This is a genomic window from Mycobacterium marinum (genome assembly GCF_003391395.1).
Classification (GTDB): Bacteria; Actinomycetota; Actinomycetes; order Mycobacteriales; family Mycobacteriaceae; genus Mycobacterium; species Mycobacterium marinum.
The window spans coordinates 1,203,104-1,221,678 of the sequence record NZ_CP024190.1; the positions used below are offsets into that span (position 1 = coordinate 1,203,104).

Below are 18,575 nucleotides of genomic sequence, written 5' to 3' on the forward strand. Positions count from 1 at the left end.
GCAGATGGCGAAGAAGGCACTGGTCAACAAGGCCGCACGCAAGCCCAAGTTCGCGGTGCGCGGCTACACACGATGCAGCAAGTGCGGCCGCCCCCGTGCGGTGTTTCGCAAGTTCGGACTATGCAGGATCTGCCTGCGCGAGATGGCTCACGCAGGTGAGCTGCCCGGCGTGCAGAAGAGCAGCTGGTAAAAAGACCAACCCCCAGATACAGGTGCGCGGTAGGCCCTGACCGGGAACCGCCGCGAGGAAGGGTACAGACGCTGTCATGACCATGACGGACCCGATCGCAGACTTCTTGACTCGTCTGCGTAACGCCAATTCGGCGTACCACGACGAGGTGAGTTTGCCGCACTCCAAGATCAAGGCCAACATCGCCCAGATCCTCAAGAACGAGGGCTACATCAGCGACTTCCATACCGAAGACGCGCGAGTTGGCAAATCGTTGATCGTTCAACTCAAGTACGGGCCGAGCCGGGAACGCAGCATCGCCGGTTTGCGGCGGGTGTCCAAGCCCGGGCTGCGGGTCTACGCCAAGTCCACCAACCTGCCGCGGGTACTCGGCGGCCTGGGTGTGGCGATCATTTCGACCTCCTCAGGCTTGCTGACCGACCGCCAGGCAGCCAGACAGGGCGTGGGCGGCGAAGTCCTCGCGTACGTGTGGTGAGGGAGTAACCATGTCGCGTATTGGTAAGCAGCCGGTTCCGGTTCCCACCGGAGTCGACGTAATGATCGAGGGACAGAAGGTCTCGGTGAAGGGGCCCAAGGGCGCCCTGGACCTGACGGTCGCCGAGCCGATCACGGTGTCGCGCAACGATGATGGCGCGATCGTGATCTCCCGCCCCAACGACGAGCGGCGCAACCGTTCGTTGCACGGGTTGTCACGCACCCTGGTCTCCAACCTGGTGACCGGCGTGACTGAGGGATACACCACCAAAATGGAGATCCACGGCGTGGGTTACCGCGTGCAGCTCAAGGGCGCCAACCTGGAGTTCGCACTCGGATACAGCCACCCCGTTGTGATCGAGGCGCCCGAAGGCATCACCTTCGCCGTCCAGGCGCCGACGAAATTCACGGTCTCTGGGATCGACAAGCAGAAGGTCGGCCAGATCTCGGCGAACATCCGCCGGTTGCGCCGTCCCGACCCGTACAAGGGCAAGGGCGTGCGTTACGAAGGCGAGCAGATCCGCCGCAAGGTCGGAAAGACAGGTAAGTAGTCATGGCGCAAACACAGGCTGACACCGCCGCGCGGAAGCCGGTGGGGCAGAGCGTATCCGCTACCCGCCGGGTTTCCCGGCTGCGCAGGCACGCACGGCTGCGCAAGAGGATCGCCGGCACCCAACAACGTCCGCGCCTGGTGGTGCACCGGTCCGCTCGGCACATCCACGTGCAGTTGGTGAACGACGCCAACGGCACCACCGTGGCCGCCGCCTCATCGATCGAAACCGATGTGCGTGGCCTGGATGGAGACAAGAAAGCCCGCAGTGTTCGGGTGGGCCAGTTGATCGCCGAGCGCGCCAAGGCCGCCGGTATCGACACCGTGGTATTCGACCGCGGCGGGTACACCTACGGCGGACGGATCGCGGCGCTGGCCGATGCCGCGCGCGAGAATGGATTGAAGTTCTGATGACTGGGAACCTGAACAACACTGGAAGGACCGCATAATGGCGGAGCAGTCGGCCGGTGGGCAAGGCGCCCCTGAAGGCCGCGACAGCCGCGACTCACGCGAAGGCCGCGGCCGGCGCGACGGTGGCCGCGGTGGCCGCGACAGCGACAAGAGCAACTACTTGGAGCGTGTGGTTGCGATCAACCGCGTCTCCAAGGTGGTCAAGGGTGGTCGGCGATTCAGCTTCACCGCCCTGGTCATCGTCGGTGACGGCAACGGGATGGTCGGTGTCGGCTACGGCAAGGCCAAAGAGGTCCCGGCCGCGATCGCCAAGGGCGTCGAGGAGGCTCGCAAGGGCTTCTTCCGGGTGCCGTTGATCGGCGGCACCATCACCCATCCGGTGCAGGGCGAGGCGGCCGCCGGTGTGGTGCTGCTGCGTCCGGCCAGCCCGGGTACCGGTGTGATCGCCGGTGGCGCTGCGCGCGCCGTGCTGGAATGCGCCGGCGTGCACGACATCCTGGCCAAGTCGTTGGGTAGCGACAACGCGATCAACGTGGTGCACGCCACCGTTGCCGCGCTGAAGATGCTGCAGCGTCCCGAGGAGGTGGCGGCCCGACGCGGACTGCCCATCGAGGACGTTGCCCCGGCCGGAATGCTCAAGGCGCGCCGCGAAAGCGAAGCGCTGGCCGCCGCTGCAGTACGCGAGGCCCAAACTTCGGGGGCACAACCATGAGTGAAGCAACCAATCAGCTCAAGATCACCCAGGTGCGCAGCACCATCGGGGCGCGCTGGAAGCAGCGCGAGAGCCTGCGCACCCTGGGCTTGCGCCGGATCCGCCACACGGTGGTCCGCGACGACAACGCGCAGACCCGCGGGCTGATCGCGGTGGTGCGCCACCTCGTCGAGGTGGAGCCCGCCCAGAATGGCACCGGAGGTAAGGCACAGTGACCATCAAGCTGCACGATCTGCGCCCGGCGCCCGGATCGAAAACCCCGCGGACTCGCGTGGGTCGCGGTGAGGGCTCCAAGGGTAAGACCGCGGGCCGCGGTACCAAGGGCACCAAGGCGCGCAAACAGGTTCCGACGACGTTCGAGGGTGGGCAGATGCCCATCCACATGCGGCTGCCTAAACTCAAGGGTTTCCGTAACCGGTTCCGCACCGAGTACGAGATCGTCAATGTCGGCGACATCGCTCGGCTGTTCCCCGAGGGCGGCACCATCGGTGTCGACGAGCTGGTCGCCAAGGGAGCGGTTCGCAAGAACTCGCTGGTGAAGGTGCTCGGGGACGGCAAGCTGACCGTCAAGGTCGATGTCACCGCGCACAAGTTCAGCGGTAGCGCCCGGGAGCAGATCACCGCCGCCGGCGGATCCGTCACCGAACTGTAGTACCGCGAGCAGACGCTCAATCGCACAACGCCACGGCGATTTGTGCGATTTCGCGTCTGCTCGCGAGCTAGCGCAGCCGCGGAATGACCTCCGCGGCGAGGCGCTCCATCTGCTCGTGGTTCTGCCCAACATCGGGGCCCACGGGATTGAGCAACAGCGTTTGCGCCCCCGCGGCGATCACCTCAGCCAGACCGCGGGTGACGTCGTCGGGAGTGCCCGCCACCGCCACCGCATCCAGGCCGCCCATCTTTCCGTAGATACTGCGCAAACCCGCCAGCACGCGCTCGCGGGCCCGCTCGGGGTCGTCGTCCACCATCAGATAGACCCGTTTGCCGATGGTGAAGCCGGCGGGATCGCGGCCTTGTTCGGCCAGTTCGTGACGCAGTGTGGTCACCGCCGTGGCGAAGTCGGCCGTCGTCGAGGAGCCCGCGCCCAGGAACGCGTCACCGTGCCGGACCGCCCTGGCCAGGGCCTTGGGCGCGCGCCCGCCGAACCAGATCGGGGGGTGCGGGCGTTGCACCGGCTTGGGCTGGATGGGCAGGTCATCGACATCGCGGAAGCGGCCATGGAACCTCACCCGTGGCTCATCGGACCAGGCCGCCTTCATCAACTGCAGGCCCTCGGTGAAATAGCTGACATGGGTGGCGCGGTCCACCCCGAAAGCCGCGAACTTGCGCGAACCGCCGCCGGCCGCGACGCCGAGGTCGAGGCGGCCGTCGCTGAGACGGTCCACGGCGGTCACCGACGAGGCCAATTGCAGCGGATCGTGCAGGGACGTCACCAACACGGCGACCCCCAGCCGAAGCCGATTGGTGCAGGCAGCGCAGTATGCCAGTAGCTCTAGCGGTGCCAGCAGCGGCGAACTGCCGATGATCTGCTCGAGTACCCACCCGCCCTCGAACCCGAGTTCCTCGGCGCGAGCGAGATAGGCGCGCAGTCCTGCGGCGTCAAAGCCGTCGGTGTCGAGTTGGGGGATCGCTATCGAAAACCTCACCTCGCCACCGTACGACGCGCCCAGGGGCCCGGTACCCGGGCCGATGGGCCACGATGCCGGGGCCTGGCCATCGGTACGCTACAAAATATGTTCGCCTTTCTGCCCTTCCTGCCCAGCTTGTCGAGTGTGGGGGACGACGTGCGCGCACTGGCCGAACGCGTCGACACCGCCCGTCACCACGGGGTACCCAACGGCTGCATCCTGGAATTCAACCTGCGCACCATGCCGGCGGAGAGCAACGGTTTCGACCCGCTTTTGATCATCTCCGGGGGCGGGCGGCCGATGGCGCTGCGCGATGCTGTTGCGGCGCTGCACCGCGGTGCCGAGGACCCTCGGGTCGCTGGCCTGATTGCCCGGGTGCAGCTTCCACCGGCGCCGATCGGGGCGGTTCAGGAACTTCGCGAGGCGATCGCGGCGTTTAGCGCCGTGAAACCGTCGGTGGCCTGGGCCGAAACGTATCCGGGTACGTTGTCCTACTACCTGGCGACGGCGTTTCGGGAGATCTGGATGCAGCCCTCCGGGGAGGCCGGGCTGATCGGCTTTGCCAGCAACGCGATGTTCCTGCGCGATGCGCTCGACAAGGTGGGCATCGAAGCCCAGTTCGTGGCGCGAGGCGAATACAAGTCGGCGGCAGACCTTTTCACTGAAGACGGTTACACCGACGCCAACCGTGAAGCCGTCACAAGGATGCTGGAAAGCCTGCAGGACCAGGTGTGGCAGGCGGTCGCCCAATCGCGCCAGATCGACGCGGGTGTACTTGATGAACTCGCCGACAAGGCTCCGCTGCTGCGGGATGAGGCGCTGTCCTCCGGTCTGATCGATCGGATCGGATTCCGCGACGAGGCCTATGCCAGGATCGCGGAATTGGCTGGCGTGGAGGGTGTTTCGCCGGAATCGATCGACACCGCAGACAAACTGCCGCGAATGCATCTGGCGCGCTATGCCGGCACCGCTAGGCCGCGTCTGGCGCCGCCCGTGCCGTCGATCCCGGGGCGCCGGGGCAAGCCCACGATCGCCGTTGTCAGCGTCGAGGGGCCGATCGTCAACGGCCGGGGTGGCCCACAGGGGTTGCCGTTGGGTCCGTCCAGCGCCGGTGGCGACACTATCGCATCGGCATTGCGTGAGGTGGCGGCCGACGAGGAGGTGTCGGCGATTGTGTTGCGGGTGGACAGTCCCGGCGGCTCGGTCACCGCGTCGGAGACCATCTGGCGTGAGGTGCAGCGGGCCCGCGACCGGGGCAAGCCGGTGGTGGCCTCGATGGGCTCGATCGCGGCCTCCGGCGGCTACTACGTATCGATGGGTGCGGATGCAATCGTCGCGAATCCGGGCACGATCACCGGTTCAATCGGAGTGATCACCGGGAAGCTGGTGGTCCGTGATCTGAAGGATCGGCTGGGTGTTGGGTCAGAGACGTTGCGCACCAACGCCAATGCTGACGCCTGGTCGATAGACGCACCATTTACCGACGAGCAGCGCGCCCGACGTGAGGCCGAGGCAGACATGTTCTACACCGATTTTGTGGAACGCGTAGCCCGGGGCCGCAACCTTCGCACCGAAGACGTGGATGCGGTTGCCCGAGGGCGAGTTTGGACCGGTGCCGATGCCCTGGAGCGGGGCTTGATCGACGAGCTCGGCGGCTTTCGCACCGCGGTCCGGCGCGCCAAGGTGCTGGCCGGCCTGGATGAGGACACCGAGGTCCGCCTGGTCGGCTATCCGGGCTCGTCGCTGCTGGATCTGCTGTGGCCGCGCGGGTCGTCTCGGCCGGTGGCGGCTTCGGTGCCCGAAGCCGTGGGCGCGCTGGTTGTCCGCTCGGTGGCCGGCGCCGTCGGGCAGGTCGAGCAGACGTTGACCGGGGCCAACGTGTTGTGGCTGGGGCGGTCGCGGTTCTAGCCGGTCAGGGCGGCGCTGATGAAGATGATTTCGCCGAGCGGGTCGTCGTCGGAGGGGTCGGGAACGGCCATGCCGTTGCGCTCGAAAAGCTCGCTTCGGGCCACGCCCTCGGCGTCCCAGCCCTTGGCGCGCAGATAGTCGACGACGTGATTGCGCGCGCCGGTGTAGACCAGCGACGACATGTCGATGTCCAAACCATGGTCGCGAAACGGACCTGACATCTGCCGCGCCCGGTCGACATCGAAATCCACAATGCCGGGCACGAATTCGGTAGCCACGGTGCTGCCCGGCGCGCTGAGCGCGGTGATGTTGTCGAACAACCGGTCTTGGGCCTCGGGCGGCAAGTAGATCAGCAGGCCTTCGGCCAGCCATGCCGTGGGTGCCGTGGTGTCCAGGCCGGCCGCCCGCAGCGCCGCCGGCCAGTCCCCACGCAGATCGATGGGGATTGCGCGCCGGGTTGCCCTGGGTTCGGCGCCGAGGTCGGCCAGAACATTGGTCTTGAATTCGATCACCTGAGGTTGATCGAGTTCGTAGACCACGGTGTCGGCCGGCCACGGCAACCGGTATGCGCGGGCATCCAGCCCCGACGCGAGGATCACCGCCTGCCGGATCCCGCTCTTGATGGCGTCGCCGAAGTAGCCGTCGAAGTACTTGGTGCGTACCGCCATTCCGTCCACCATCGCCTGGGCCTTTGCCGACGTAACATTCTGCAGGACACTCAGATCGAACTCGCCGTCCATCATCTTGATGAAAAAGTCGACACCGACGGCGCGCACCAGCGGTTCGGCGAACGGATCGTCGATCAAACCACGGGGATCCCTCGATGCCATCGCCCGGCCCGCGGCGACCATGGTGGCGGTGGCGCCGACGCTGGAGGCCAGATCCCATTTGTCATCGTGCGTGCGTGCCATGTCGGTCCTATCTGAGGTTCTACTTGCGGATCCCGGTGACGTAGCTCATCCCGCCGAACAGCGCCATCATTTCATCGTCGGGCGGCTCAAACCCATTGTGTGCGTGCATCTCTTCAAACGTTCGGGCCCGCACCCGCCATCCGTGGTCGGCGAGGTAGTCGATGACGGTGTTGCGGTCGCCATGGTAAATCAGCTCGGCCATGTCCAGATCCAGCCCCATCCGGCGCCAGCGTTCGGAAAGCCGCTGTGCGCGCGGCCCGGAGAAGCCGTTGGGGTCGGGGAAGTGCTCGGTGGCGACCTGGCTTCCCGGCGTGCTGAGCTCGGCGATGTTGTCGAACAGCCGATCCTGGGCCTCGGGCGGCAGATAGACCAGCAGGCCCTCGGCGATCCATGCGGTCGGTTGCCCGGCGTCGAAACCGCGCTGCCGCAGCGCGCTCGGCCAATCCTCGCGCAGGTCGATACCGATCGGCCGATGGTCGGGGCAGGGGAGTGCGCCGAACTCGGCCAGCGTGCGCGTCTTGAACTCGATCACTTGCGGTTGGTCAATTTCGTAGACCGTCATGCCCGATGGCCAGTTCAATCGGTAAGCCCTGGTGTCCAGACCTGACGCCAGGATCACCGCCTGGCGGATACCGCCCGCACAGGCAGCAGTGAAGAAGTCATCGAAATACCTGGTGCGCACCGCGATCTGTTCGTTTAGCGACCGGGGGCTTGACGGCGGATCGTCGACCGCGGTGTCACCATCGATCATGCGAACCAACGGCTGCAGCCCCACCGCACGGACGAGCGGCTCGGCGAGCCGGTCGTCGAGCAGCGCATCGGGTCCCCGGGAGGCCCGTGCCCGCGAAGCCGCGACCATCGTCGCCGTCGCTCCCACGCTGGACGCCGGATCCCAGCTGTCCGCGTCCGTCCGCCAGTTCATGGCGCCGGGTCCGGCCGGGGCGTCGTGTAGAGGGTGCCACTGACGTAGAGCATGTCTACCGAGGGGCCGTCGTCGTCGACCGCCGCCGGTGCAAGTCCGTTTGCCGCGCGCAGTTCAGGCAACGGGGTGCTGGTCAAGAGCCAACCGCGGTCTGAGAGGTAGGGCACCGCCTCGTTGCGGTCGCCGAAATAGACGAGTCCGACCATGTCGACGTCGAAACCATGAGCGCGCCAGCGCGCGGAGACCTCTTGCATGCGCTCTTTGAGCTGTTCCTCCTCGCCCGGATCCACACTGCTCAGGCATTCGGCGGCCAGCCGGCTGCCGGGGGCGCTGAGTTCGGTGACGGTGTCGAGCAGCCGGTCCTGGGCCTCCGGCGGGAGGTATCCCAGTAGACCTTCGGCGCTCCATGCGGTCGGCTGGTTCGGGTCGAAACCGGCGGCGCGCAACGCCGCGGGCCAGTCTTCCCGCAAATCGACGGCCACCACTCGGCGGTCTGCGGTGGGGGCGGCCCCCAGATCGGCCAGGGTGCGGGATTTGAAATCGATCACCTGCGGCAGATCAATCTCGTAGACCACGGTCTGGGGCGGCCATGGCAACCGGTATGCGCGGGCATCCAGTCCCGAGGCGAGGATGACGACCTGCTCGAGGCCCGCCCGCGTCGCATCCAGGAAGAAGTCGTCGAAAAACCTGGTGCGTACCGCCATGTTGTCGGCAACGTCGCCGATGGGGCCAAGCGGGCGTTGGGGATCGTCATCGAGGTCGGCAACGTTGAATTCGCCGGTCGCCAGCCGGGTCAAGAGGTCCACTCCGACGGCTCGCACCAATGGTTCGGCGTAGGGATCGTTGATCAGCGGGTTCTCGGCACGGGTAGCCATCGCGCGGGCGGCGGCCACCATGGTCGCGGTCACCCCGACACTTGATGCCAAATCCCAGCTGTCGCCGTCATACCTGGTGGAACCGGTGGAGGTCATATGGTGCCCCGTTCGCAGCTAGTGGTTCAGCCCCGTCAATATTTAGATAGTTTAACAAGCTTTCGGGCGGTCGGCGTTGGCGCTGGACCGGGCAAAGATCCGGTGGCTGGCACCGCGCGGTCCTGCCATGACACCGGTCAACCAGGTGCCGCGATCGGATCCACTTTCCTGCCTAAACCGTCCCCGGGCTGCGTTCGCACGCGGCAACCTGGAGGCATGTCGTACACGATGGCCGGCCGGCGGGTATTGATCACGGGTGCATCGTCCGGGGTCGGCGCGGCCCTGGCCAGAATGCTGGCCGCCCGCGGCACGACGGTCGGGTTGATCGCCCGTCGGCGCGACCGGCTCGAGGAGGTCCTGGCCGATTGCCGCAAGACCTCGCCGCAATCGGTGATGTGGGTGGCCGATCTCTGCGACACCGCCGGGGCCGCCCGGCTGGCTCTGCAAGCCTGGCAGGCGATGGGCGGCATCGACGTGCTGATCAACAACGCCGCGATCCCGAAACGTCGGGAAGTGAGCGCGTTGCGGCCGACCGAGGTGGAGCAGGTCATGGGGGTCAACTTCTTTGCCCCGATGCGGATGACCCTGGCTTTGTTGCCGCGGATGTTGGCGCGCGGATCGGGCACCATCGTCAACGTGTCCAGCGTCGGCGGTCGCCTCGGCATCATTCATGAATCTGCCTATTGCGCAAGTAAGTTCGCGCTGTGCGGCTGGAGTGAGTCGATCGCGGTCGACCTGGCGGGAAGCGGTGTCTCGGTAAAACTGATCCAGCCTGGTCCCGTCGACACCGAAATCTGGGACCGGCCCGACAATGAGGATCCGCTCTACCGCGGGCCCAAGGTCCCGGCCGACTTGGTGGCCGAGGGCATCATCGCGGCCATCGGCAGTGACCGCTTCGAGCACTACCTGCCCGAGATGATGGCCTTGAAGGACATCGTGGATGCCAAGAATGCCGACCTCGATACGTTTCTCACCGCCGCGGCGGCCATGACCTGGCAATGAAAGCCCTGGTTTACGGCGTAGCCCCCGAGCCATTCGAGGTCGATGAGCCGGCGAACCCGTTGGCGTGCAACCTGGCCCGCACCCCGACGGCGCTGCGCGAGCTGGCCGATCCGCGGCCGCTGCGACCGGATTGGGTGATCACCCGGCCGCGGCTGACGGGCATCTGCGGGTCTGACTCCAAGCAGATCCTGCTCGACTTCGGCGAGCAGGACGCCGACAACGCCTTGGCCGCCTTCTGCTCGTTCCCGCAAGTCATGGGACACGAGGTGGTCGCCGACGTGGTGGAGCTGGGGCCCGAGGCGGGTGGGCTCGAAGTCGGTCAGCGGGTGGTGCTCAACCCGTGGCTGTCGTGCCGGCCACGGGGGATCGAACCACCGTGCCCGGCCTGCCAAAGCGGTGACTACAGCCTGTGCTGGAGCTTCACCGACGGTGGCATCCAGCCGGGCATCCATACCGGGGTGTCGGCGGACGTAACCGGCGGATACGCCGAACTGATGCCCGCCCACGACAGCATGCTGTTTCCGGTTCCAGGGCCAATTAGCGACGAGGCGGCGGTGTTCGCCGATCCGTTCTCGGTGTCCCTGCATGCGATCACCCGCCATCCGCCGCCGCGATCCGGCCGGGTGCTGGTCTACGGCGCGGGATCACTCGGGTTGTGCGCGATCGCGATCCTGCGGGCGCTCTACCCGGACGTGGCGGTGGCCGCGGTGGCACGGTTTGCCGCCCAGGGCGAGCTGGCCGGCCGCTTTGGCGCCGCCAAAGTCGTGGCTCACGAACCGCGGCTGGCGATCATCGAGGAGTTGGTCGCCTGGGGCGGTGGCCGGCTACGGCAGGCTCTGCTGGGCTTGCCGATGGCGCACCCCGGGGCCGTCGACGTCGTGTACGACACGGTGGGCAAGCCAGAGACGTTCGAGGTAGGAGTGCGGGTCCTCAACTCGCGCGGGACCCTGGTCAAGGCCGGCGTTCACGCGCCGGGGCGGTGGGAGTGGAGTCCGCTGTATTTCAAGGAGATCAGCTGGGTCGGTTCCAACGCGTTCGGCGTCGAGGAGGTCGAGGGGGTGCGCAAGCATGCCATCGCCCACTATTTCGACCTGGTCGCCGACGACCGGCTGGACTTGCGGAGCATGCTCACCCATACCTTCGCGCTACCGCAATGGCGCGACGCCTTCCTGGCGATTGCGAACCAAGGCGAAAGCGGAGCGGTGAAGGTGGCCTTCGATCAACGTTGACCGAGGCCTCAGGCGCACGGGCGGGTGGCGCGGTAGTAGACGAGCCGGCCGAGCAGCGGGTGGCGTTGGGCGCCGACCTCGGCGACGTCGAACCCGGCGGTATCCAGCAGGCGTCGAATCCCATCGCCCAGGTTGCCCGCGACATGGAGGTTGTGCCTGATGAAGCGCGACGCCAGGCCGTCATGGGCGGACATGTCGCCGCCGACATCGACCAGATGCAGCCGGCCACCGGGCCGCAGCACCCGAAATGCTTCCGCCGCCGCAGCGGATTTAGCGTCTTCATCCAGATGGTGCAGCATCATCGAGGACAGCACCCGGTCGAACTCGCCGTCGGCATAGGGCAGCCGCTGAGCGTAGCCCTGGTCGAAACGAACTCCCTCGACATTGCCCGTCTTGCGTTGCGCGCGCTGCAGCGCGCGCGGGTCGGGATCGGATCCGATCACCTCGGCCCGGGGTTGAGCGCGCTTGGCTTTGATGGCGAGGTTCCCAGTGCCGCAGCCGATTTCCAGGATGCGACCGCAGTCGGCGAGTTCGGCCTGGGTGATCAGCGTCCGATGGATCTTGTTCATGCCCAGCAGGCGGGACAGCAGGTCATACGCGGGAAGCAGCGCATCATGGCCGGCCGCGGGCAGGTAGTCGCGGGATTCGCCGCTGTGGTGGAGACCGAAACGTGGATGATGATTGGTCATACATCCAATTGTGTAGGCCTGATAGGAAACAATATTTGGCAATCTTTGTTGAAACTTGGACTATCTTTGGCGCATGGCCCGGGCCGCACGGCTGATCCAGCACCGCAGTGGGGTACCCATCTATGGATATCGCACCGACCCGGATATTCCACGGGTGTCGGTGCTGCGGCCCGGGCCTGAGGATCTGGGCGACCGCGCTCGTCACATCCACGACTTCCCTGCGCTGTGGTACGTACCCGCAGCCGGGCTGGTGTACATCGCCGCTGCCGGTCAGGTGCTCGAGCCCACGCAATTCGGGTCCCTCGAGGGTGGGGCTGCGATGTTTTTCGATCCTGCCGCCCTCGGCGGGGACGGAGGGTCGCCCTGGCCGTCGTGGCGGACGCATCCGTTGTTGTTCCCGTTTCTGCACGGACACTCGGGCGGGATCCTGAAGCTGGAGGTGCCCGCGGCCCGACGATCGACGTGGAATGGTGCGATCGCGGCGATCGAAGCGGAGTTGACCACGCGTCAGCAGGGCTACGGCCAGGCTGTTGCGGCGCACCTCACGCTGCTGCTCATCGAACTCGCCCGCCTCGCCCGCGACGTGGTCGGGGACTTGCGCCGCAGCGGCGAACCGCTACTGGCCGAGGTGTTCGAGGTGATCGACCGGCGCCACGCCGAGCCGTTGTCGCTGCGCGACGTGGCGGCCGAGGTCGGCATGACGCCAGGACACCTGACCACGATCGTGCGTCGCCGCACCGGACGCACCGTGCAGGAATGGATTATCGAGCGCCGCATGGCCCAGGCGCGCGAGCTATTGGTCGCCACGGACCTTGCGGTTGGCGAGGTTGCCAGACGGGTGGGGATCTCCGATCCCGGCTATTTCAGCAGACTGTTCAGCAGAGCGCATGGCACCTCACCGCGGCAGTGGCGGGTGCTGGCGCCCCGGCACTGATCCCGCCGGCGCCCCACGGCGGGCTACATCGGATTGGCGCGCAGATACGCGTACACGCCGGCGAAGTTACGGTTCACGTCTTCGGGAATGGGCACCGGGCCGCCGAGAGCTCTGGCGCCCCAGACGATTTGGGCGGTGCGCTCAACCAGTGCCGTGACGTGCAGCACCTTGTCGGGGCGGGGCCCGACGGCCACCAGTCCGTGGTTGGCGATCAACGCGGCGGCGCGGCCCTGCAACGCCGCAACCGCGTTGCGGCCGACCTCGGGTGTTCCGGATGCGGCGTATTCGGCGCAGCGAACGTCTCCGCCGCAGTAGACCGCGAATTCGTCGATGCAGGCCGGAATCGGTTGGTGCGCGATGGCGAACATGGTCGCCCATACCGGGTGGCTGTGGATGACGCTGCCGATGTCGTCGAACGCCTGGTAACACGCCAGGTGCAGGTGCATCTCGGTTGAGGGCGCGCGCCCGGCTTTGGCATGCAGCACCGTGCCGTCGGCGTCGACCTGCACCAGGTCGTCCAGCGTCATGTCCGCATAGTCGACCGAGGAGGGCGTTATCACCAGGTTGCCGTCCGCGCACCGCGCGGATATGTTGCCGGCCGTTCCTTCCACCAGGCCGCGGCGCAGCATGTCCTTGGCCGCCGCCAGCACCGCGACCTGGGCGTTGTCAACGAATTTCACCGGGCCAGCACCTCCGGGTTGAGGATATGGGTGGGTCTGGTTCCGGACAGCAATGCTTGCAGACCGTCGGCGACCATCTGCGCCTGTCGCGCCTCGGTGTTCCAGGTGGCCCCGCCGATATGGGGAGTCAGCACGACATTGGGCATGCTGGCCAGTGGGTGATCGGTCGGCAGCCATTCGCCGACGAAATGGTCCAGGCCGGCGGCGGCGACCTTGCCGGCGCGCAGCGCCTGCACCAGTGCGTCGGTGTCGTGCAATTGGGCCCGCGCCGTATTGAGGAAGACGGCGCCGTCGCGCATCGATGCGAATTGTTGCGCGCCGATCATGCCGACGGTGTCGTCGGTGACCGGCGCATGCAGGGAGACGATGTCGGACTCGGCCAGCAGCTCCTCCAGACCGTGTCGCGCGTCCGCGCAGTACGGATCGTGCGCGATGACCCGCAGGCCCAGGCCGGTCAGCCGCCACGCGGTGGCACGGCCTACCGCCCCCAGGCCCACCAGCCCGGCGGTGCGCCCGGCGATTTCCCAGCCGCGGAATCGCTGGTAGGGGATGGTTCCGTCACGAAAGATATTGCCGGATCTGACGTCTGCGTCCGCGGTCAGCAGGTGGCGGGTGCTGGCCAGCAGCAGTGCCACCGTCATCTCGGCGACCGCATCGGCGTTGCGGGCCGGCGTGTTGAGCACCGGGATGCCGGCCGCGGTGGCCCCGGCGATGTCGACGTTGTTGGGATCCCCGCGGGTGGAGAAGATGGCGCGCAAACCCAGCTGCAACACCGCTCCGCTGACCGAATCAGCTTCCACCACAACAATGTCGACAGACTCGCTGGTGATCCGCTCGGCCAGTTGCTCGGCGCTGTAGATGCGCAGCGGGCCCCCTTCGAGCTCGCTTATCCATGGGTCATAGACGACGTCCACCAGTTGCCGGAGTTTGTCCAAGCCGGAACCGCGAAGCGGGGCCGTCACCAGTGCGCGCGGTCGAGACCTCACGGGTGTCCATGCTGGCGTACCGTGGCGCCCGTGTCACGTGAAGACGCCACAATCGGCATCGACATCGGCACCACCGCGGTCAAAGCGGTGGTTGCCGACGCCGATGGCAACGTGACCGCTCGGCTGCGGATTCCACACCAGTTGCGGGTTGGTGCGCCCGACCAACTCGAGCACGACGCCGACCAGGCGTGGCGGCGGGGCCCGCTGACGGCGCTGGAGCGGCTGGCCGGGCCCGACATACGGGCGGTGGCCGTGTCGGCGATGGTGCCGTCGATGACCGCGGTCGATTCCGGCGGCGTCCCCATCACGCCCGGACTGCTCTACGGCGACAGCAGGGGCTGGGTACCCGGGGCAGCCAACCAGCGCGCCCAACCGCTGCCGTCGGTGGGCGAAGCCGCGCAGTTTCTGCGTTGGACCGCCGCACAAGCACCGGAGGCGGCGGGATACTGGCCCGCGGCGGCGGTGGCCAACTACGCGATGTCGGGCGAACCGGTGATCGACTTCGCCACCGCGATTACCAGCCTTCCCCTGTTCGACGGGACGGGCTGGAATCCCCAGGCGTGTGCGGACTGTGGTGCCAGCGCCGATCGGATGCCGCGGGTCGAGACGTTCGGCACCGCGGTCGGCCAGGTACACGGCACCGATGCGGTGCTGGGGGCCGGCGGCATCGATGCGGTGTGCGAGCAGATCGTGGCCGGAGCCGACCACCACGGCGATGTACTGGTGCTCTGCGGCACCACCCTGATCGTGTGGACGACCATCTCCGGGTCCCGTCAGGTGCCGGGCCTGTGGACCATTCCCCACACCGCCCCCGGGAAAAGTCAGATCGGCGGCGCCAGCAACGCCGGGGGCCTGTTCTTGAGTTGGGTCGACCGCGTTATCGGCCCCGCCGATCGCGACGGCGAGCAGGACCGGGTCGATCCGCGGCGGGTGCCGATCTGGTTGCCCTACATACGTGGTGAGCGCACACCGTTCCACGATCCCGATCGGCGGGCGAGTCTCGAGGGGCTCGACCTCACGCAAGGCGCCGCGGCAGTGCGGCGGGCGGCCTACGAGGCGTCGGGCTTCGTCGTCCGGCATCTGGTCGAGCTCAGTGGAGCGCCGGTGTTGCGCATCGTGGCATCCGGTGGCGGTACGTGTGTGCAGCCCTGGATGCAGGCCATCGCCGATGTCACCGGGCGGCCGGTACACGTCTCGGCCGTGGCCGAGGGGGCCGCGCTGGGGGCGGCCTTCCTCGCGCGGATGGCGGCCGGTCTGGAATCGTCAATCGCCGACGCCGATCGCTGGGCCCGCACCGATCGCATCGTGGAACCGCGCCCCGACTGGGTGGGCCCCACCAAGGACCGCTATCGCCGATTTCTCGAGCTCAGTGGATCACCACTGGCCTGAGTCGGCCCGCTAAAGCCAGTGCCCGCCAAGGTGGTTGGTGACGGTGCGGGGGTGGCCCCGGGGTCGGGGCGAGTCGCGCCGCGGGTGGGCCAGCCGGATGGGTATGCGGGTAGCGCAATTCCCACGGCGTCGTTCTACGCTTATGCCATGACAGACCACGACCACACCGCAGCCCGTCGCGAAATCGCAGATGCCCTGCTCGCCGCACTCGAACGTCGGCATGAGGTTGCCGACGCCATCGTGGAAGCCGAGAACAAGGCCGCTGCGGTCGAGGCGATTGTGACACTGCTGGGTACGTCCCACCTGGCCGCCGAGGCGGTGATGAGCATGTCCTTCGAGCAACTCACCCAGGACGCGCGCAAGAAGATCATCGCCGAGCTCGACGACCTCAACAAGCAACTGAGCTTCACGTTGACCGAACGTCCGGCCAGTTCCGGTGAGAGCTTGGAGCTGCGCCCCTTCTCCGCCGCCGAGGACCGCGACATCTTTGCCGCGCGGACCGAGGAAATGGGCGCGGCGGGCGACGGATCCGGGGGGCCGGCCGGCACTGTCGACGATGAGATCAAGGCGGCGTTGGCTCGCGTCGATGATGAAGAAGCTGCCTGGTTTGTCGCCATCGATGCCGGGGAGAAGGTCGGCATGGTGTTCGGCGAGCTGGTCCACGGTGAGGTCGACGTCCGCATCTGGATCCACCCCGAGCACCGCAAGAAGGGCTACGGCACCGCGGCGCTGCGCAAGTCGCGGTCCGAGATGGCATGGGCATTTCCGGCGGTGCCGATGGTCGTGCGCGCACCCGCTGCCAACCCGGCCTGATCCGGGGCGGGCCCACGGCACCCGGCGGGGTGCGGGGGAGCGCCGGCAGTGCGGTCTAGCCGGCCTCCCCGAACGTGGCGGTGACGGCGACGATGCTGCGCAGTTGCGACGTATCGGCGTCCGGGAAAACGCGGCCGTAGTCGGTAAACAGGTCCTGGCGGGGCCGCGCGGCCACGTGCCAGCCGTGTTCGGTCAGGTAGTCGACGACGTTGCTGCGCTCGCCCTCGTAGAACAGTCCCGACAGGTCGATGTCGCATCCCAATCTGACCCAGCGCTGGTTGAACTGCTGGGCGCGTTCGGCCATGGTTGAGCCAGGGTCGGGATGGTATTCGGTGGCCAGCCGGCTCCCGGGGGCACTCAGCCCGGAGATGGCATCGAACAGCCGGTCCTGTGCGTCGGGCGGCAGGTACATCAGCAATCCCTCGGCGCTCCATGCGGTGGGTTGCGTCGTGTCGAATCCGTTGTGGCGCAAGGCTGCCGGCCAGTCGTCGCGCAAATCGACCCGGACGGTTCGCCGCGTTGCGGTGGGGACGGCGCCCAACGCCGACATGGTGGTGTCTTTGGACTCGATGACATCGGGCTGATCGACTTCGTAGACCACGCTGCCGCTGGGCCAGGGCAAGCGGTAGGCGCGCGCGTCCAGTCCGGCGGCCAGAATCACCGACTGGCGCACCCCGCGGCGGGCCGCATCGAGGAAGAAGTCGTCGAAGAACCGGGTGCGTACGGCGATCGAATCGGCCACCAGCTGGCGATCGCGCTGGGCCTGTTCGTCGTGGTCGATCTCGCCCTCGGCCAGGCGGGTGAAGAAGTCCAGGCCGACTGCCCGCACCAACGGTGCCGCGAACGGGTCGTCGATGATGGGATTGGCCTCGGCGCTGGCCAGCGCGCGGGCGGCCGCGACCATGGTGGCGGTGGCCCCGACGCTGGATGCCAGATCCCAGCTGTCTTGATCGGTGCGTGTCATGTGCGTAGTCCCTCCCTTACGGCGCAGGTGTGGCGTCTTTTACCGCGCTGAGGTACAGCACCTCGCCGAACGGCGCGTCATCGCCGTTGAGCGGCTGTAAACCGTGTTGAGTGAACAGCTCGGAGTTACTGGCGCTGGTGACCTGCCAGCCCTGGGCCGCCAGATAGGTCCCCGCGTCGGTGCGGTCGTCGAAATACACCAGAGCCGCCATGTCGAGATCGAAACCATGCCGATTCCATCGCTCGTTCTGGCGCTGCATCCGTCGCCGCAGTTCTTCCTGTTTGACGTCGTTGACGTCCGGGAGGCCCTCGGTGGCAAACCGGCTGCCCGCAGCGCTTTGGGCGGCGATCTGATCGAGCAGTCGGTCCTGCGCCTCGGCGGGTAGGTAACCCAGCAGGCCCTCGGCGATCCACGCGGTGCGCTCGGTGGGGTCGAACCCGGCCTGGCGCAGGGCCGCCGGCCAGTCCTCACGGAGGTCGACCGCCACCGCGCGCCGATCTGCCGTCGGCTGGGCCCCCAACTCGGACAGGGTCGCGATCTTGAAGTCGATCACCTGTGGCTGATCGACTTCGAACAACGTGGTGCCCGCCGGCCAGGGCAGCCGGTACGCGCGCGAGTCCAGGCCGGAAGCCAAGATGACGGCCTGACGAATGCCCGACGCGGTGGCGTCGAGAAAAAAGTCGTCGAAGAACCGGGTGCGGATCGCCATCGCGGCGCCGAAGTGGCGCATGCCGATTGCCGTTTCCTCGTCGAGTTCGGCGGCATCCAACTCGCCGGTGGCCATCCGGGTGAAGAAGTCGACACCGACCGCGCGCACCAGCGGCTCGGCGAAGCGGTCGGTGGCTACCGCACCGGCCCCCTCGGGGTCCCTGGCTGCCACCGCCCGTGCCGCCGCGACCATGGTGGCCGTCAGCCCGACGCTCGAGGCCAGATCCCAGGTGTCACCGTCGAAACGTGCGCTGCTCATCTTCGTCTGCACCGCCCCTCGCTTGATACTTAGCCAATGTAATTACCATTCGAGACTGTACGCTTCATTGTGCGGTTCTGCGCCGCCGCGGCCACCCTGGAAAGACCTGCCCGCACCAGCTGTTAGTCTCGTACACGGTTTGACGCGCGACGCCGTACGTCCTGGCCTGCGGGTGTGGGCGCGTAAACGCACGATTTAGCAAATGCCGGCCAGACCAAGCCCGGTTGGCATTACGGGACCAAGAG

Annotated in this window: 22 protein-coding genes; 13 read left to right on the forward strand and 9 right to left on the reverse strand. The window is 67.2% G+C overall.

Going from position 1 to position 18,575, the window contains the following annotated elements; translation table 11 throughout:
• Positions 1-4 precede the first annotated feature (4 nt).
• The 7 genes from CCUG20998_RS05015 to rplO all read left to right on the forward strand — a co-directional run bounded on the left by CCUG20998_RS05015 (position 5) and on the right by rplO (position 2,989).
• Positions 5-190 (forward strand): type Z 30S ribosomal protein S14, encoded by a 186-nt coding sequence (locus CCUG20998_RS05015; RefSeq protein ID WP_011739072.1) that lies wholly within the window; start codon positions 5-7, stop codon positions 188-190.
• Positions 191-266: 76 nt separating this feature from the next.
• Positions 267-665: a 30S ribosomal protein S8 gene (gene rpsH, locus CCUG20998_RS05020; protein WP_011739073.1), complete on the forward strand. Its 399-nt coding sequence runs from the start codon at positions 267-269 to the stop codon at positions 663-665.
• 10 nt (positions 666-675) lie between these two features.
• Positions 676-1,215: a 50S ribosomal protein L6 gene (gene rplF, locus CCUG20998_RS05025; protein ID WP_011739074.1), complete on the forward strand. Its 540-nt coding sequence runs from the start codon at positions 676-678 to the stop codon at positions 1,213-1,215.
• Positions 1,216-1,256: 41 nt separating this feature from the next.
• Entirely contained in the window at positions 1,257-1,625 is a 369-nt protein-coding gene (gene rplR / locus CCUG20998_RS05030; protein ID WP_020788552.1) for a 50S ribosomal protein L18, read from the forward strand.
• A 37-nt stretch (positions 1,626-1,662) separates the two neighbouring features.
• Positions 1,663-2,337: a 30S ribosomal protein S5 gene (rpsE, locus tag CCUG20998_RS05035; protein ID WP_012392951.1), complete on the forward strand. Its 675-nt coding sequence runs from the start codon at positions 1,663-1,665 to the stop codon at positions 2,335-2,337.
• Positions 2,334-2,552 (forward strand): 50S ribosomal protein L30, encoded by a 219-nt coding sequence (rpmD, locus tag CCUG20998_RS05040; protein ID WP_011739077.1) that lies wholly within the window; start codon positions 2,334-2,336, stop codon positions 2,550-2,552. Before rpsE ends, rpmD begins: the two co-directional genes overlap by 4 nt.
• On the forward strand, positions 2,549-2,989 hold the full coding sequence (gene rplO / locus CCUG20998_RS05045) for a 50S ribosomal protein L15 (protein WP_020727412.1): 441 nt from the start codon (positions 2,549-2,551) through the stop codon (positions 2,987-2,989). Before rpmD ends, rplO begins: the two co-directional genes overlap by 4 nt.
• 67 nt (positions 2,990-3,056) lie before the next feature.
• On the opposite strand, the gene CCUG20998_RS05050 is transcribed toward rplO, so the two are convergent.
• Complete coding sequence (locus CCUG20998_RS05050; protein WP_103653750.1) at positions 3,057-3,983, reverse strand: LLM class flavin-dependent oxidoreductase; 927 nt, start codon at positions 3,981-3,983, stop codon at positions 3,057-3,059.
• Between the two features lie 87 nt (positions 3,984-4,070).
• Between CCUG20998_RS05050 and sppA the strand changes: the two genes are divergently transcribed.
• Positions 4,071-5,873 carry a signal peptide peptidase SppA gene (gene sppA, locus CCUG20998_RS05055; RefSeq protein ID WP_020731954.1) on the forward strand — a complete coding sequence of 601 codons (1,803 nt, stop codon included), beginning with the start codon at positions 4,071-4,073 and terminating at the stop codon, positions 5,871-5,873.
• Here the strand turns inward: sppA and CCUG20998_RS05060 are convergent.
• Genes CCUG20998_RS05060 through CCUG20998_RS05070 form a run of 3 tightly spaced genes read right to left on the reverse strand, consistent with a single transcriptional unit; the run spans position 5,870 to position 8,677 of the window.
• Positions 5,870-6,784, reverse strand: a complete 915-nt coding sequence (locus CCUG20998_RS05060; protein ID WP_020731955.1) for a class I SAM-dependent methyltransferase — start codon at positions 6,782-6,784, stop codon at positions 5,870-5,872. The two genes, sppA and CCUG20998_RS05060, sit on opposite strands and share 4 nt — an antisense overlap.
• Positions 6,785-6,803: 19 nt before the next feature.
• Complete coding sequence (locus CCUG20998_RS05065) at positions 6,804-7,706, reverse strand: class I SAM-dependent methyltransferase (protein WP_036457301.1); 903 nt, start codon at positions 7,704-7,706, stop codon at positions 6,804-6,806.
• Positions 7,703-8,677 carry a class I SAM-dependent methyltransferase gene (locus tag CCUG20998_RS05070; RefSeq protein WP_020731957.1) on the reverse strand — a complete coding sequence of 325 codons (975 nt, stop codon included), beginning with the start codon at positions 8,675-8,677 and terminating at the stop codon, positions 7,703-7,705. The genes CCUG20998_RS05065 and CCUG20998_RS05070 overlap by 4 nt, the downstream gene beginning before the upstream one ends.
• 228 nt (positions 8,678-8,905) lie before the next feature.
• On the opposite strand from CCUG20998_RS05070, the gene CCUG20998_RS05075 reads away from it, so the two are divergent.
• Complete coding sequence (locus tag CCUG20998_RS05075; protein ID WP_020727406.1) at positions 8,906-9,679, forward strand: SDR family NAD(P)-dependent oxidoreductase; 774 nt, start codon at positions 8,906-8,908, stop codon at positions 9,677-9,679.
• Positions 9,676-10,908, forward strand: a complete 1,233-nt coding sequence (locus tag CCUG20998_RS05080; RefSeq protein ID WP_036457303.1) for a zinc-dependent alcohol dehydrogenase — start codon at positions 9,676-9,678, stop codon at positions 10,906-10,908. The genes CCUG20998_RS05075 and CCUG20998_RS05080 overlap by 4 nt, the downstream gene beginning before the upstream one ends.
• Before the next feature lie 8 nt (positions 10,909-10,916).
• Here the strand turns inward: CCUG20998_RS05080 and CCUG20998_RS05085 are convergent, their stop codons facing one another.
• On the reverse strand, positions 10,917-11,597 hold the full coding sequence (locus CCUG20998_RS05085) for a class I SAM-dependent methyltransferase (protein WP_020731959.1): 681 nt from the start codon (positions 11,595-11,597) through the stop codon (positions 10,917-10,919).
• A gap of 73 nt (positions 11,598-11,670) precedes the next feature.
• Here CCUG20998_RS05085 and CCUG20998_RS05090 point away from each other — a divergent pair, with 73 nt between their 5' ends.
• Positions 11,671-12,531, forward strand: a complete 861-nt coding sequence (locus CCUG20998_RS05090) for an AraC family transcriptional regulator (protein ID WP_020731960.1) — start codon at positions 11,671-11,673, stop codon at positions 12,529-12,531.
• A gap of 23 nt (positions 12,532-12,554) precedes the next feature.
• Here CCUG20998_RS05090 and CCUG20998_RS05095 read toward each other — a convergent pair whose 3' ends face one another.
• Together CCUG20998_RS05095 and CCUG20998_RS05100 are read right to left on the reverse strand one after the other, a co-directional pair.
• Positions 12,555-13,211 (reverse strand): L-fuculose-phosphate aldolase, encoded by a 657-nt coding sequence (locus CCUG20998_RS05095; protein ID WP_011739087.1) that lies wholly within the window; start codon positions 13,209-13,211, stop codon positions 12,555-12,557.
• Complete coding sequence (locus tag CCUG20998_RS05100; RefSeq protein ID WP_036457305.1) at positions 13,208-14,197, reverse strand: NAD(P)-dependent oxidoreductase; 990 nt, start codon at positions 14,195-14,197, stop codon at positions 13,208-13,210. Before CCUG20998_RS05100 ends, CCUG20998_RS05095 begins: the two co-directional genes overlap by 4 nt.
• A 30-nt stretch (positions 14,198-14,227) precedes the next feature.
• Between CCUG20998_RS05100 and CCUG20998_RS05105 the strand changes: the two genes are divergently transcribed.
• Both CCUG20998_RS05105 and CCUG20998_RS05110 read left to right on the forward strand, forming a co-directional pair.
• Positions 14,228-15,586 (forward strand): xylulokinase, encoded by a 1,359-nt coding sequence (locus CCUG20998_RS05105; RefSeq protein WP_020731962.1) that lies wholly within the window; start codon positions 14,228-14,230, stop codon positions 15,584-15,586.
• A 147-nt stretch (positions 15,587-15,733) separates the two neighbouring features.
• Positions 15,734-16,399 (forward strand): GNAT family N-acetyltransferase, encoded by a 666-nt coding sequence (locus tag CCUG20998_RS05110; protein WP_012392962.1) that lies wholly within the window; start codon positions 15,734-15,736, stop codon positions 16,397-16,399.
• Between the two features lie 55 nt (positions 16,400-16,454).
• Here the strand turns inward: CCUG20998_RS05110 and CCUG20998_RS05115 are convergent, their stop codons facing one another.
• Positions 16,455-17,363 carry a class I SAM-dependent methyltransferase gene (locus tag CCUG20998_RS05115; protein WP_103653749.1) on the reverse strand — a complete coding sequence of 303 codons (909 nt, stop codon included), beginning with the start codon at positions 17,361-17,363 and terminating at the stop codon, positions 16,455-16,457.
• A 16-nt stretch (positions 17,364-17,379) separates the two neighbouring features.
• A complete protein-coding gene (locus tag CCUG20998_RS05120) occupies positions 17,380-18,330 on the reverse strand; it encodes an SAM-dependent methyltransferase (protein WP_020731965.1) in 951 nt (316 codons plus the stop codon).
• Positions 18,331-18,575: the final 245 nt, after the last annotated feature.

What these genes read in the sequence shown, in the direction of transcription:
- CCUG20998_RS05070 (WP_020731957.1), bottom strand. Translation starts at nt 8,677, where the DNA reads ATGACCTCCACCGGTTCCACCAGGTATGACGGCGACAGCTGGGATTTG.
- CCUG20998_RS05085 (WP_020731959.1), bottom strand. Translation starts at nt 11,597, where the DNA reads ATGACCAATCATCATCCACGTTTCGGTCTCCACCACAGCGGCGAATCC.
- CCUG20998_RS05015 (WP_011739072.1), top strand. Translation starts at nt 5, where the DNA reads ATGGCGAAGAAGGCACTGGTCAACAAGGCCGCACGCAAGCCCAAGTTC.
- CCUG20998_RS05080 (WP_036457303.1), top strand. Translation starts at nt 9,676, where the DNA reads ATGAAAGCCCTGGTTTACGGCGTAGCCCCCGAGCCATTCGAGGTCGAT.
- sppA (WP_020731954.1), top strand. Translation starts at nt 4,071, where the DNA reads ATGTTCGCCTTTCTGCCCTTCCTGCCCAGCTTGTCGAGTGTGGGGGAC.
- CCUG20998_RS05090 (WP_020731960.1), top strand. Translation starts at nt 11,671, where the DNA reads ATGGCCCGGGCCGCACGGCTGATCCAGCACCGCAGTGGGGTACCCATC.
- CCUG20998_RS05115 (WP_103653749.1), bottom strand. Translation starts at nt 17,363, where the DNA reads ATGACACGCACCGATCAAGACAGCTGGGATCTGGCATCCAGCGTCGGG.
- rpsE (WP_012392951.1), top strand. Translation starts at nt 1,663, where the DNA reads ATGGCGGAGCAGTCGGCCGGTGGGCAAGGCGCCCCTGAAGGCCGCGAC.
- CCUG20998_RS05060 (WP_020731955.1), bottom strand. Translation starts at nt 6,784, where the DNA reads ATGGCACGCACGCACGATGACAAATGGGATCTGGCCTCCAGCGTCGGC.
- CCUG20998_RS05075 (WP_020727406.1), top strand. Translation starts at nt 8,906, where the DNA reads ATGGCCGGCCGGCGGGTATTGATCACGGGTGCATCGTCCGGGGTCGGC.
- CCUG20998_RS05110 (WP_012392962.1), top strand. Translation starts at nt 15,734, where the DNA reads ATGACAGACCACGACCACACCGCAGCCCGTCGCGAAATCGCAGATGCC.
- rpmD (WP_011739077.1), top strand. Translation starts at nt 2,334, where the DNA reads ATGAGTGAAGCAACCAATCAGCTCAAGATCACCCAGGTGCGCAGCACC.
- rpsH (WP_011739073.1), top strand. Translation starts at nt 267, where the DNA reads ATGACCATGACGGACCCGATCGCAGACTTCTTGACTCGTCTGCGTAAC.
- rplF (WP_011739074.1), top strand. Translation starts at nt 676, where the DNA reads ATGTCGCGTATTGGTAAGCAGCCGGTTCCGGTTCCCACCGGAGTCGAC.
- CCUG20998_RS05120 (WP_020731965.1), bottom strand. Translation starts at nt 18,330, where the DNA reads ATGAGCAGCGCACGTTTCGACGGTGACACCTGGGATCTGGCCTCGAGC.
- CCUG20998_RS05065 (WP_036457301.1), bottom strand. Translation starts at nt 7,706, where the DNA reads ATGAACTGGCGGACGGACGCGGACAGCTGGGATCCGGCGTCCAGCGTG.